Here is a 12728-nt window from a genome sequence, read left to right as displayed (position 1 = left end):
TGGCGGGCCTTTTTCTTTAGCTACGCCGTCATTCCGGGGCACCAGGGCGAAAGTCCGAGCGAACCCGGAATCCCGAAATGTTCATCGTCCCATGCCGATGTTCTCCGCCACTCCAATTGGAGTGGCGGACGTTCGCTCGCGGCTGACGCCGCTCTCGCCCCGAAATGACAGCCTAGCTCTTGCTGGCTTCCCAGCGGCCGGTGCAGGTCGTGGTCGCGGACTTGCCGCTCCATTGCCCTGTGCCGGCGTTGCCGGAGATCTTGCCAGAGGCATTGGCCTTTTGATCGCCGCGGGCGATCGATACGTTGACGGAGCCCGCGTCGGCGACGTTTCCGGAGATCTCGAAGCTGCCGTCGCCATTGTAGCTGACTTTGCCGCCGACGACCTTGACCGGATAGCTGTAGGCCGGATCGCAATTGCCGGATTCGGTGATGATCGTGACTTTCCAGTTGCCGTCATGGGAGGTTGCGGCATGCGCGGCACCTGCCAGCGCGATGGCGGCGGCGACGCCGGCCGCGGCGAACAGCCACTTCAGCGTTGTGATGCGCTTGGCGTCCTGCTTGATGGCGATTGCCTTGGGTGACTTGCTGGAATTGCTGGCCATGGTGTCGTCCCGATTTCGTTTCGTGCCGTTTGTTGGTCATGCAACAGATAAGGATCATGAAACGTTCCGGCCAGTGCGGCGCAGCCGCGCAGCAAACGACTCTTAAGCAGCGTTAATCGTTGCCAATTCCCCTATCCTCTGCCATAAACCCAACCTTCATCGGCCGGCTCATCAAGGGCTGCCGTGCCGATGTCCGTGCTGACTTCTTCCGTGAGGCAATAAGTCGAGCACTTTCAACGCTCTAGCGAGCATTTTAGCCGGCGCAGCGCCCCTCGGGCGCAACAGGCGTGCGGGCCATAGGAGAGCCAAATGCCCAAGCTGAAGACCAAGTCGGGCGCCAAAAAGCGCTTCAAAGTGACCGGAACAGGCAAAGTGATGTCGGCCCATGCCGGCAAGCGCCACGGAATGATCAAGCGGACGAAGAAGCAGATTCGTCAGCTCCGCGGTACGCGCGTGCTGTTCAAGACCGACGGCGACAACATCAAGAAGTATTTCTTGCCGAACGCCTGACGTTTTCACGTCATCACGGCTGCGTTCGCGCGGCACCCTGTTTTTCATTTTGAATTGAAGGAGACCAGTCATGGCTCGCGTCAAACGCGGTGTGACAGCTCACGCCAAGCACAAGAAAGTCTACAAGGCCGCCAAGGGTTTCCGTGGCCGTCGCAAGAACACGATCCGCACCGCCAAGCAGGCCGTCGAAAAGGCAGGCCAGTACGCCTTCCGCGACCGCAAGCGCAAGAAGCGCACGTTCCGCGCTCTGTGGATCCAGCGCATCAACGCCGCCGTCCGTCCGCTCGGCATGACCTACAGCGTGTTCATCAACGGCCTCGCCAAGTCCGGCGTGCTGGTTGACCGCAAGGTGCTGTCGGATCTCGCGATCCACGAGCCCGCGGTGTTCACCGCGATCGCCGAGAAGGCCAAGGCCGCTCTCGCGGCTTAATGACTTTATGCCGGCAGACCGACTCTGAGCCTGCCGGCATCGCCTGGCAGGCTTTTGGTTGGTGCGGCTGGCATGAACACTGTCATCGATTCAGGCACATGGACCGGGATCTCGACCGATCCTTACGCCGCGCTCGACGCGCAAGAGCGATCCGGCGAACTTCGCTTCGATGAAAGCCGAAAACTCTGGTGGTGGGGCGCCCTTGGCCTCCCATCGCTTGCTGCTTTCGGAGCTTGGCTCATTTACGCCGAATATGCAGGGGACCAGTCGACCGGTCGTTATTCAGCTCTGCTGAACCTGCCCTATTACAAGACGATCATGGGCCTGCTCATGATGGCAGTCGCCATCGGCGCTATTCCCCGCTGGAGACGTCGCTTGGCCGATCGAAGCAAGACAGCGCCGCTCTTCATCAACGATCGCGACCTTCGCTTTGGCATCCCCTCGCAAAGCATCAAGTTGAGTGCGATCAAACAGCTGACGTTCACCGGCGCTTCGGGGACGGTGGATGAACTGGCCGAGAAGCTGAGCCCGTGGGCCGAGCCCGGACATGGCAACAGGGGTGGCTCGATGGCGTTTGCTATCGTAAGTCTCATCATTAATGAACGAACAACCCCCGTCCAACTCGACCTCGCCACGCTGAAAGGCCATCCGCCCCGTATCGGCCTTATCCTCTGCGACCGAATCCAGAAGCAACAAGCCTCCGTTGGTAGCCATGTCTGATCTTCAAACTCTCCAAACCGAAATCCTTGCCGCCATCGCAGGCGCCTCCGACGAGGCCGCCATCGAGGCGGTGCGCGTCGGTGCGCTCGGCAAGAAGGGCTCGATCTCGGCGCTTCTTTCCACGCTCGGCAAGATGACGCCGGAGCAGCGCAAGACCGAGGGTGCCGCGATCAACCTCGCCAAGGATGTGGTGACGCAGGCACTGACCGCGCGGCGCGACATCCTGAAGAACGCCGCCCTCGACGCGCGGCTCGCATCCGAAACCATCGACGTCACGCTGCCGCTGCGCGACGCTCCGGCCGATCTGGGCCGCGTGCATCCGCTCAGCCAGGTGATGGACGAACTCACCACCATTTTCGCCGATATGGGATTTGCCATCGCCGAAGGTCCGGACATCGAGACCGACGACTACAATTTCACGAAGCTGAACTTCCCCGAGGGCCATCCGGCCCGCGAGATGCACGACACGTTCTATTTCAATCCTGATTCGGACGGCGTGCGAAAGCTGCTGCGCACCCACACCTCGCCGGTGCAGGTCCGCACCATGCTCACGCAGGAGCCGCCGATCCGCATCATCTGTCCGGGCCGCACCTATCGCAGCGACTCTGACCAGACGCACACGCCGATGTTCCACCAGGTCGAAGGCCTGGTGATCGACAAGACCGCGCATCTTGGCCACCTCAAATGGATCCTGCACGAATTCTGCAAGGCGTTCTTCGAGGTCGACAATATCAACATGCGGTTCCGGCCGTCGTTCTTCCCGTTCACCGAGCCGTCGCTGGAAGTCGACATCCAGTGCCGCCGCGGCAATGGCGAGATCCGCTTCGGCGAAGGCGAGGACTGGCTGGAGATTCTCGGCTGCGGCATGGTGCATCCCAACGTGCTGCGCGCCTGCAACATCGATCCCGATGTGTACCAGGGCTTCGCCTGGGGCATGGGCATCGACCGCATCGCGATGCTGAAATACGGCATCGGCGATCTCCGTCAATTGTTCGAGGGCGACGTGCGCTTCCTCAATCACTACGGCTTCAAGCCGCTGGAAATGCCGACGCTGGCCGGAGGATTAAGCTCGTGAAATTCTCCCTTTCCTGGCTGAAAGAACATCTCGACACCGACGAGTCGCTCGAGACGCTCGCCGACAAGCTCACCATGATCGGGCTCGAGGTCGAGCACATCGCGGACACTGCGAAGCTGTTGCAGCCGTTCACGATCGCCGAGATCGTCGAGGCCGTGCAGCATCCCAATGCGGACCGGCTGCGCGTCTGCACCGTCAATGTCGGCGAGGCCTCGCCATTGCAGATCGTCTGCGGGGCGCCGAATGCGCGCGCGGGATTGAAGACCGTGCTCGCCCGCCCCGGCACGTTCATTCCGGGCAAGGACTTCACCATCGGCCTCGGCAATATCCGCGGCGTCGAGAGCCAGGGCATGCTGTGCTCGGCCGGCGAGCTCGGACTGCCCGACGCCATCGACGGCATCATCGAGCTGCCGGCTGACGCGCCGGTCGGCAAAGCCTATGCCCACTGGGCGAAGCTCGGCGACCCCGTGATCGAGATCAATCTCACGCCGAACCGGCAGGACTGCACCGGCGTGTTCGGCATCGCGCGCGATCTTGCCGCCGCCGACATGGGCAAGTTCAAGAATCCCGCGATCAACCCGATCAAGGGCGAATTCCCCTGCCCGGTGAAGGTCACCGTCGAAGACGCGACGTTGTGCCCGGGCTTCGCGATGCGCCTCGTGCGCGGCGTCAAGAACGGCCCGTCGCCGGAATGGCTGCAAAAGCGCCTGACCTCGATCGGGCTGCGCCCGATCAACGCGCTGGTCGACATCACCAACTTCCTCACCTTCGATCGCGCCCGTCCGCTGCACGTGTTCGATGCCGCCAAGGTGCATGGCGACATCGTGGTGCGCCGCGCCCGCGACGGCGAGACTTTGCTGGCGCTGGACGGCAAGACCTACAGACTCGACGACAAGGCCTGCGTCATCGCCGACGACAACGGCGTGGAATCGCTGGCCGGCATCATGGGCGGCGAGGCCTCCGGCTGCGACGAAGGCACCACCGACGTGCTGATCGAATCCGCACTGTGGAACGAGATCAACATCGCGCAGACCGGTCGTCGGCTCGGCATCAATTCGGATGCGCGCTATCGCTTCGAGCGCGGCGTCGATCCGGCCTTCATGCTGCCCGGCCTCGAACTGGCGACGAAGCTGGTGATGGAATTGTGCGGCGGCACGCCGTCGGAGAACATCGTCATCGGCAAGGCTTTCGCCGATGACCGCGTGATCGATTTCCCGGTCGCCGAGGTCAAGCGGCTCGCCGCGATCGACGTGCCTCCGGCCGAGATGCGCCGCATCCTCGGCCATCTCGGCTTCATGATGGCCGGCAGCGGCCCCGTCGTGAAAGTGGCGATTCCGCCGTGGCGTTCCGATGTCACGGGGAAGGCCGACATCGTCGAGGAGATCATGCGGGTTCACGGCGTCGACAAGGTGCCGATGACGCCGTTCCCGCGCGGCGACGCGCCGCGCAAACCGATCCTGACCCAGATCCAGCTCCGCACCCGCCGCGCCAAGCGCGCCCTCGCCGCGCGCGGCATGGTCGAGGCTGTGACGTGGTCGTTCATCTCGAAGCCGCACGCCGAATTGTTCGGCGGCGGCGCGCCCGAGCTGGCGCTGGCCAATCCGATTGCGGCTGATCTCTCCGACATGCGGCCGAGCCTGCTGCCGGGTCTCGTGCGCGCCGCGCAGGCCAATGCCGATCGCGGCTTCTCGGATCTCGCGCTGTTCGAAGTCGGCCAGGTGTTCAAGGGCGACCGCCCGCAGGACCAGTTTGTCGCCGCCGCCGGCCTGCGCCATGGCATGGCGTCCTCGAAGGGCATGGGCCGGCACTGGTCCGGCGCCGTCACCGCCGACGCGCTCGACGCCAAGGCCGATGCCTTCGCCGTGCTGGCCGCCGCCGGCGCGCCGATGCAGGCGCTGCAGATCGTCTCCGGCGGGCCGTCGTGGCTGCATCCCGGCCGCTCCGGCACCATTCAGATCGGCCCGCAGAACATTCTCGGATATTTCGGCGAATTGCATCCGCGTGCCGCGGAAGCGCTCGGCGCCGACGGCCCGCTGCTGACCTTCGAAGTGATCCTCGACCGCATCCCCGACGCCAAGCAGAAGGCGACGCGCGCCAAGCCGGTGCTGGAATTGTCCGCGTTCCAGCCGGTGTCGCGCGACTTCGCCTTCATCGTCGATCGCAGCGTGAAGTCGGGCGATCTCGTCCGCGCCGCGCAGAATGTCGACAAGAAGCTGATCTCGGGCGTCACGGTGTTCGACGTCTATGAGGGCAAGGGCATCGACGACGGCAAGAAATCGGTCGCGATCGCGGTCACCATGCAGCCGCGCGAGAAGACGCTGACCGATGTCGAGATCGAGGCGGCGGCGGCGAAGATCGTGGCGGAAGTGACGAAGAAGACGGGTGGAACGTTGCGGGGATGATGGCCACTCTTGGCCTTGCCTCCTATTCCACCGGCTCGCTTCTCCTCGTCGTCATCACCGCCTTTGTCGCGGGGCTTGCCCGCGGCTTCTCCGGCTTCGGCTCGGCGCTGATCTTCATGCCGATTGCCAGCAAAATGATGGGCGCGCAGGTTGCGGCACCCCTGCTGCTGCTGATCGATTTCCTCACTACGCTGACGCTGATCCCGAATGCCTGGCGCCGCGCCGACCGGCACGACGTCGGCATCATCTCGCTCGGCGCGCTGGTCGGCGTGCCGCTCGGCACGATGATGCTGGCGTGGGGCGATCCGCTCACGATCCGCTGGATCATCGTCACGCTGATCGGCCTGATGCTGGCGCTTCTGGCCTGCGGCTGGCGCTTTCCCGGCAAGCCCACGCCGGCAGCGACGATCGGCGTCGGCAGCATCGCCGGCTTCTTCGGCGGACTGGCGCAACTCGGCGGCCCGCCGGTGGTGATGTACTGGCTGCGCGACGCCGCCGTGGCTGCGGTCACCCGCGCCAACATCATCCTGTATTTCTTCATTGCGGACCTGCTGATCATCGTCAGCTATTCGATCGGCGGGCTGTGGACCACGGCGATCCTCGGCCTCGCGGTGATCACCGGACCGGTATTCGCGCTCGGCCTGTGGCTCGGCTCGAAGCTGTTCGGCAAAGCCAGCGACGAAACCTTCCGCCGCATCTGCTATGTGCTGGTCGTGGTATCGGCGCTGATCAGCCTGCCGCTGTTCGATGGGATGTTTCGATAGACTTCGTCTACCGCCATACCTGCGGAATCATCCCCTCACTGTCATTCCGGGGCGCGTGCGGCGGTAGCCGAACGCGAACCCGGAATCCCGAAATGTTCATCGTCCCATGTCGAGGTTCCGGGTTCGCTCGCGCTGGTGCGCTCGCGCCCCGGAATGACAGTGTGGGGCCTAATTCCGCTTCGTCCGCGCCTTCTTCTCCGGTTCGGCCGGCTTCACCGGCGCCAGCTTCGCCAGCGCGGCATCGGCGGCGCGTTCGCCGCTTTCCCAGGCGCCGTCGACAGTGCCCCACAGCGTCTCATGCGTGGCCTCGCCGGCGATGAACAGATTGCCCATCGGCTCGATCAGGACGCGCCGCGACTCCTGACCGCCGGGGACCGCCGCCGACATCGCGCCCTGGATCAGGGGCTGCGCGTTCCAGTTGGTCGCGGTCGACTTCTTCACCGCGTTCTTGATATCACTGCCGAACAGTTTGGTCAGCCACTCCACCGCGAACGCCACCATCGCAGGCTCACCCTGCGCCGCCAGCCCGCGACCGAAGGCGCCCGCGACATCGACCGTGCAGAGCGAGGTGCCGCCGATATTGGCGAACAGCGCAGCGGTGCGGGCGTCGCTGCTTTGCTCGATCATCAGCTCGTCGCGGCCAAGGCCGAGCGGATTGCCGGAAAATTGCAGCGCGATCCGGTCATAGCTGCCGAGACTGAGTTTCGCCGCGGCATCGAGCTGCCGCTTCGGCAGGTCCGGCGTGAATTTGATCGCACCCGACGCCAGCACGTTGGAGGACACCGTGACGATGACGCCGCGCGCGGCGATCCGGCCCATCGGTGTCTCGACGCCGATGTCGCGCCCGCTCCAGATCACCCGCGTCGCCGGCGTCGACAACGCCACCGGGACGCTTTCGCCGAGTTTGAGCATCAAGGCGCCCAGCCCCTGGCGGCTGGCGACATCGATGGCGCGGTCCTGCGCGCGAAACTGGTCGAGCGCGGAGAGGTCTTTCAGATCCTTGCCGGTGGCATAGGCGCCGAGAATGAAATCGATCGTGCCTGACCAGTCGCCGAGATCCTTCGGCAGCACCGCGGCGCAGGACATGTCGCCACGGCGGGCGCCCTCATCGATCGCGCGATTGGCGCGCACCAGGGTTGCCAGCAGGTTCTCTGTCTCGCCGGCGCGCGCATTGCGGCGGCCGATCCGCAGCTTCTGGCTCGGCGGCGCGGGTGCCACATCGATGCCGGCCGGCCGTGCCAGCCGGACCAGCGCATTGCTATCCGGCGTATGCAGCCAGCGCGCGCCGCGATCGAACGGCGCCTCGAAGCTGGAGGCGTCGGTCAGGCAGCGCCCGCCGATCTGGCCGGCGGCTTCCAGCACGATCACACGGCGACCCGCCGCCATCACCCGCCTAGCTGCGGCAATGCCGGCGGCGCCCGCGCCGATCACCACGATATCGGCCTCGCGCGGAAGCGTCGCAGCCCGCGCCCTAGCGCCGAACAACGGCAGCAGCGTCAATGCCGCCGACGCCGACAGCAGATCGCGGCGGGAAATTGTCATGGCATGGTTTCCGAAACTTTGCGGGACGCAAGAACATCTGGCGAACTTGCCGTATCCCGCTAGGGGTGCGCAACTCTCATGGTGAATCAGGTGTAAGCAATGCCACGAAGGCATGAACCAATTTGAAATGGCTGGCGCGCAGGATCATGTCAGAAGCGGTCGGGACGAGCCGCAGGGGGTAAGCATCATGGGCGTCGTGCTCGATACGGTCGGACAATGGATCGCGGCCTATCTGCAAAAGGAAGTGCCGGGCTACGAGCCGTTCACGCCGAGCGATCCGGAGCGGTTGCGCGACGTCATCCTGGAAGGTGACGTGCTGCTGGTGGAGGGCAACAACCGGGTTTCCGGCATCATCAAATATCTCACGCAGTCGACCTGGTCGCATGCCGCGCTCTATGTCGGGCCGATCGACGGCGCCACCGAGCCCGACGGCGAACCGCATGTGCTGATCGAGGCCAATATCGGCGAGGGCGTGACCTCGGCGCCCTTGTCGAAATATTTTCCGTATCACACGCGGCTGTGCCGCCCGGTCGGGCTGTCGTTCGAAGACCGCCACACCGTCTGCCGCTATGCCATCAACCGGATCGGCTTCGGCTACGACACGAAAAATATTGTAGACCTGATGCGCTTCCTGATCCCGCTGCCGGTGCCGCAGCGCTGGCGGCGGCGCATGATCGCGTTCGGCTCCGGCGATCCGACCAAGATCATCTGCTCGGCATTGATCGCGCAAGCATTCGACGCGGTGCGCTATCCGATCCTGCCGAAGATCACGCAGGCCGGCAGCCGGCAGGCACGCCGCGAGATCCTGCATATCCGCGATTCCTCGCTGTATATGCCACGCGATTTCGACATCTCGCCGTATTTCGAGGTGGTCAAGCCGACCATCGCGCTCGGCTTCGACTACACCGCCCTGCACTGGGCCGACAAGCAGAAGCCGCTCCGGGAGGTAGCGGACGCCTTCGGTCCATTTCCCGGCACGGAAACACCATCGCCGCCGCTCGTTCCTGAAGCGACTGACGCGCAAGCGGCGGTTGTTGGCGAAGGGGTGAGTCTGTCGCCGAGGATCAGGCTGGTGGCTTAAACACTGTCGTCCCGGACAAGTGAGCGAAGCGAGCGCAGATCCGGGACCCATACGCTCCGAGTCTGCTGCCGCCCCGGAACGGCGCCCCAGCGATTCATGACGACAGCGTGTATGGATCCCGGCTCGCGCTCGCAAGGGCTCGCTTGACCGGGACGACAGGTGGAGAGGTTGAAACTTTGATTACGACTTCACCGCGCCTGCCGTCAGCCCGCCGACCATGTAGCGACGGAACGCGTAGTACATCGCGGCCGGCGGCAGCGCGTAGATCAGGCCCGTGGTCATCAGCAATTCCCACGGCGAATCATCCGCCGCCAGGAAATTGCCCAGCGCCACCGGCAGCGTGATCTCGGTATCCTTCGACAACAGCAGGAAGGCATAGAGGTACTCGTTCCAGGCCAGCAGCACGGCATAGGTGCCGATTGCCACCAGCGACGGCAGCATCAAGGGCAGGTAGACTAGCCGGAACAATTGCATCGGCGTGGCGCCGTCCATGATCGCGGCCTCGTCGAGTTCGACCGGCAATTTGTCGGACGCCTGCTTGAGCACCCAAATCGCATAGGGCGAGGCGATCGTCACCATCGCGAAAATCAGCGACCAGTGGTTGTTGAGCAGGCCGTAATTGCCCATGGTGCGGTACATCGGCACGGCGAGGAATGCCGCCGGGATGAAATACGTAAACAGCGCGAGGTTCATCACGGTGCGGCCGCCGGGCACGCGCAGCCGCGAGATCGCGAACGCCGCGCAGGTGGCGATGAACAGGGTCAGCGCGCCGACCGCCAGCGCGATCACTGTCGAATTCCAGAACTGCGCCCAGAAATCCCGCAGAAAATAATGCTGCTGGCGAAACACGATGCCGAAATTATGTAGCGTCGGATGGTCCGGCCACAGCTTCCCGGCGAAGGCATCCTGCTTCGGGGAGATCGCGAACAGCACGAGATGATAGATCGGCAGCAGCGTCCAGATCAGCACCGGCAAGCCGATCAGCAGCAGTTTTGCTTCATTGCCGACGTCACGCAGCGAGAAGGACTTCATCATCGCGCAGGTCTTTTCATCGTGAAAGCCGTTTCATCATGAAATACACCAGCGGCAGAACCAGCGGCAGCGCGCAGACAATCGCGGCCATCGACAGATCGAGCTGGTCGAGGCGGAGATAGCGGATGCCCAGCGTCGCCAGCACATGGGTGAGGTCGGCGGGGCCGCCGCCGGTGAGGAGATAGACGCTGTTGAAATCCCCCAGCGTCCAGATCATCGAGAGCAGCGTGCAGGTCATATACAGCGTTCGCATCGCGGGCCAGGTGACGAAGCGGAATTTCTGCCAGCCGGAGGCGCCATCGACCTCGGCGGCCTCGAACTGGTCCTGCGGAATCGCCAGCCGTCCGGTCATCAGGATCAGCGTCCAGAACGGCAGCGACTTCCAGATATGCATGCCGATCGCCATCGTCAGCGCGATCGCGGGATCGTTGAGCCAGTTCGGCCCGTCCTCGCCGGTGAGCTTGAAGATCAGGTGATTGACCACGCCCCATTCCGGATTGAACATGAAGCGCACCGACAGGATGGTGGGGATCGACGGCACCGCCCACGGCAGGATGAACAGCACCGACAGCCAGCGGATCCAGGCGCGCTGCTGGATGAAGAAGCCGGACAGCGCCAGCGCGATCAGCATTTTCAGATTGATGCCGACGATCAGGAAGATCAGCGTGTTGACCGCGGCGCGCGCGAAGATCGGGTCGTTATACAGCGCGACATAGCTCGCCGGATGCCGCGCCAGCCACAGCCCGTAGCTGACGGGATAGACGACGAAGGCCGCGAACACGAGAATATACGGCGCCAGCAGCGCCAACCCCCAGACCTGCGTCGTCGTGAGCCGTGACGTCCACGGCCGTTGCGGGGTGGCTTCGGGAGACGAGAGCGTGATGGCGGTCATGGCTTGCCTATCGTCGTTTCGGCCGACCCCAATCTGTCATTCCGGGGCGCAAGCGCCGCGAGGCGATTGCTAACCCGGAATCCCGAGGTGAGAGGAACAGAGATAGAGCCGTTCAAGGTTCCGGGTTCGCTCGCAGCTCGCGCTGCTCTCGCCCCGGAACGACAGCGACTGCTACCCTGCCACCTGCTTGATCCTGGCGATCAGCTCGTCCACCGCCTTGTCTACCGGCACCTTCTCCGAGACCACGCGGTTCATCGCCTTGGCCCAGACGTTCTCGTTGTTCAGGATCGTGAACTTGTAGTTCTTCACGAAATCGAACGTCGAGGTACCCGCGGTGAACTGGTTGTAGACCGCCTTGCGGTGGCGGTCGGCCTGCCAAAACGGGCTGGCCTGGCCGGCGATCGTCACCGGAAACCAGCGGCCCAGCGCGCCTTCGACATAGGGCTGCAGATTTTCCTCCTGCAGCAGGAATTTGACGAATTCCTTGGCCTGCGGCTTGTTCTTCGAGGCGCTGAAGATCATGCCGGTCTTGACGTCGGAGCGATATTTGATCGGCGTGCCGTCCGGCTTGGCGGGAAACGACGCCGTGATGATGTTCTCCTCATAGGCCTTCTTGCCGGCGGCGCGCTGCTCGGGCGTCAATGCCTGGTTCTGCGAATCCTCGAACCATTTTCCGGCGATCGAGATGGTGAAGTTGTGCGTCATCAGGATCGTCTTGTTGTGGAAGGCGACGTTGTTGTCGGGGTCCTTCCACGTCGTCGAGGACGGCGGCGAGCAGCCCTTGATGTAGGTGTCGGTGTAGTCCTTCAGCGCGCCGATCAGACCTTCGCGGACCTTGGGATCGTCGACCAGGAGCTTGCCGTCATCGTCCACGAGCTTGACGTTGTAGGCGTCCATGAAGGTGTAGAAACTCTGGAAAGAGTCGGTCGACTCCACGCCCATCGGCTGGCCGACGCCATAGGCGCGCGAGCCCGACGCCTTGCGATAGGCCGGCTGCACCTTGTCGCACCAGAACGACCAGTAGCCCTTCCAGTCGGTCGGGATGTCGCTTGGCTTGAAGCCGGCCTGCTCCAAGAGGTCGCCCCAGATCTGCACATGCATCGACTGCTGCTTCAGCGGAAAGCCGTAATAGGCCTTCTTCTTGGTGACGTCGTTGTAGAGCAATGCAGTCTCGACGGTGTTCGGCGCGAAGGCCTGCTTCATCGGCGCGAGAATGTCGGTGAGGTCTTCCAGCTTGCCCTCGAAGGCCCATTTTCCGGACGCCTGCACGTCGTAGGTGTCGGCATAGGCGACATCGGGCGGGGTGCCGGAATCCAGTGCCGCGACCGTCTTCGGGATCATGTCCTGGATGGCGTATTGCGACAGCTCGACCTTGATGCCGGTCTTGGCCTCGAATTTCTTGATCGCCGCAATCAACGAATCGTCTTCGGAACGGTAGAAACCCTTGCTGAACCAGACGGTGATCTTGTCCTCCGCGAAGGCGGGTGCCGCGGCATGCAGCAGGCCGACGGCGGCAACGGCCAATGCTAGCGGACGCGTGAACCTGAGTACCACGATGTTTTCTCCCCTGACGTTTCATTTTTTGTCAGACTACTGCAATCGCGCGCGCCGTCCACATAACTCGTTGCTGCGCTGCGAGCGGCGGCCCTTGCCGAAGCCGCGCGCTATCGCTAGTT

General features: G+C 63.7%; 12 protein-coding genes. 7 read left to right on the top strand and 5 right to left on the bottom strand.

Annotated elements, in window-relative coordinates; genetic code table 11:
- Positions 1–172: 172 nt before the first annotated feature.
- Entirely contained in the window at positions 173–604 is a 432-nt protein-coding gene (locus FNL56_RS02175; RefSeq protein ID WP_143571378.1) for a hypothetical protein, read from the bottom strand.
- Between the two features lie 309 nt (positions 605–913).
- On the opposite strand from FNL56_RS02175, the gene rpmI reads away from it, so the two are divergent.
- The 6 genes from rpmI (at position 914) to FNL56_RS02145 (ending at position 6505) form a co-directional block, all read left to right on the top strand.
- Positions 914–1114, top strand: coding sequence for a 50S ribosomal protein L35 (rpmI, locus tag FNL56_RS02170; protein ID WP_044405954.1), 201 nt, complete (start codon positions 914–916; stop codon positions 1112–1114).
- Between the two features lie 70 nt (positions 1115–1184).
- Positions 1185–1544 carry a 50S ribosomal protein L20 gene (rplT, locus tag FNL56_RS02165; protein WP_143571377.1) on the top strand — a complete coding sequence of 120 codons (360 nt, stop codon included), beginning with the start codon at positions 1185–1187 and terminating at the stop codon, positions 1542–1544.
- 72 nt (positions 1545–1616) lie between these two features.
- The gene (locus tag FNL56_RS02160; protein WP_143571376.1) at positions 1617–2264 is read left to right on the top strand and encodes a hypothetical protein; all 648 of its coding nucleotides are present in this window, start codon (positions 1617–1619) and stop codon (positions 2262–2264) included.
- Entirely contained in the window at positions 2257–3339 is a 1083-nt protein-coding gene (gene pheS / locus FNL56_RS02155) for a phenylalanine--tRNA ligase subunit alpha (protein WP_143571375.1), read from the top strand. The genes FNL56_RS02160 and pheS overlap by 8 nt, the downstream gene beginning before the upstream one ends.
- Positions 3336–5741, top strand: coding sequence for a phenylalanine--tRNA ligase subunit beta (gene pheT, locus FNL56_RS02150; RefSeq protein WP_143571374.1), 2406 nt, complete (start codon positions 3336–3338; stop codon positions 5739–5741). Before pheS ends, pheT begins: the two co-directional genes overlap by 4 nt.
- The gene (locus FNL56_RS02145; protein ID WP_246661499.1) at positions 5738–6505 is read left to right on the top strand and encodes a sulfite exporter TauE/SafE family protein; all 768 of its coding nucleotides are present in this window, start codon (positions 5738–5740) and stop codon (positions 6503–6505) included. Before pheT ends, FNL56_RS02145 begins: the two co-directional genes overlap by 4 nt.
- A gap of 168 nt (positions 6506–6673) precedes the next feature.
- Here FNL56_RS02145 and FNL56_RS02140 read toward each other — a convergent pair whose 3' ends face one another.
- On the bottom strand, positions 6674–8047 hold the full coding sequence (locus FNL56_RS02140) for a flavin monoamine oxidase family protein (RefSeq protein WP_143571373.1): 1374 nt from the start codon (positions 8045–8047) through the stop codon (positions 6674–6676).
- Positions 8048–8234: 187 nt separating this feature from the next.
- Here FNL56_RS02140 and FNL56_RS02135 point away from each other — a divergent pair, with 187 nt between their 5' ends.
- The gene (locus tag FNL56_RS02135) at positions 8235–9128 is read left to right on the top strand and encodes a YiiX/YebB-like N1pC/P60 family cysteine hydrolase (RefSeq protein ID WP_143575987.1); all 894 of its coding nucleotides are present in this window, start codon (positions 8235–8237) and stop codon (positions 9126–9128) included.
- Positions 9129–9308: 180 nt separating this feature from the next.
- Here the strand turns inward: FNL56_RS02135 and FNL56_RS02130 are convergent, their stop codons facing one another.
- The 3 genes from FNL56_RS02130 to FNL56_RS02120 all read right to left on the bottom strand — a co-directional run bounded on the left by FNL56_RS02130 (position 9309) and on the right by FNL56_RS02120 (position 12606).
- A complete protein-coding gene (locus tag FNL56_RS02130) occupies positions 9309–10160 on the bottom strand; it encodes a carbohydrate ABC transporter permease (RefSeq protein ID WP_143575986.1) in 852 nt (283 codons plus the stop codon).
- 16 nt (positions 10161–10176) lie between these two features.
- Entirely contained in the window at positions 10177–11052 is an 876-nt protein-coding gene (locus tag FNL56_RS02125; RefSeq protein WP_143581740.1) for a carbohydrate ABC transporter permease, read from the bottom strand.
- Positions 11053–11223: 171 nt separating this feature from the next.
- On the bottom strand, positions 11224–12606 hold the full coding sequence (locus FNL56_RS02120) for an ABC transporter substrate-binding protein (RefSeq protein ID WP_143571371.1): 1383 nt from the start codon (positions 12604–12606) through the stop codon (positions 11224–11226).
- Positions 12607–12728: the final 122 nt, after the last annotated feature.

This window comes from Tardiphaga sp. vice304, assembly GCF_007018905.1.
In the GTDB taxonomy this organism is placed as follows: Bacteria; Pseudomonadota; Alphaproteobacteria; order Rhizobiales; family Xanthobacteraceae; genus Tardiphaga.
The sequence above is the reverse complement of the archived record's forward strand: the minus strand, read 5'-3'. Positions and strand labels throughout refer to the sequence as shown.

Coding starts and splice junctions, on each gene's coding strand:
- FNL56_RS02175 (WP_143571378.1), bottom strand. CDS start 604: ATGGCCAGCAATTCCAGCAAGTCACCCAAGGCAATCGCCATCAAGCAG.
- rpmI (WP_044405954.1), top strand. CDS start 914: ATGCCCAAGCTGAAGACCAAGTCGGGCGCCAAAAAGCGCTTCAAAGTG.
- rplT (WP_143571377.1), top strand. CDS start 1,185: ATGGCTCGCGTCAAACGCGGTGTGACAGCTCACGCCAAGCACAAGAAA.
- FNL56_RS02160 (WP_143571376.1), top strand. CDS start 1,617: ATGAACACTGTCATCGATTCAGGCACATGGACCGGGATCTCGACCGAT.
- pheS (WP_143571375.1), top strand. CDS start 2,257: ATGTCTGATCTTCAAACTCTCCAAACCGAAATCCTTGCCGCCATCGCA.
- FNL56_RS02145 (WP_246661499.1), top strand. CDS start 5,738: ATGATGGCCACTCTTGGCCTTGCCTCCTATTCCACCGGCTCGCTTCTC.
- FNL56_RS02140 (WP_143571373.1), bottom strand. CDS start 8,047: ATGACAATTTCCCGCCGCGATCTGCTGTCGGCGTCGGCGGCATTGACG.
- FNL56_RS02135 (WP_143575987.1), top strand. CDS start 8,235: ATGGGCGTCGTGCTCGATACGGTCGGACAATGGATCGCGGCCTATCTG.
- FNL56_RS02130 (WP_143575986.1), bottom strand. CDS start 10,160: ATGAAGTCCTTCTCGCTGCGTGACGTCGGCAATGAAGCAAAACTGCTG.
- FNL56_RS02125 (WP_143581740.1), bottom strand. CDS start 11,052: ATGACCGCCATCACGCTCTCGTCTCCCGAAGCCACCCCGCAACGGCCG.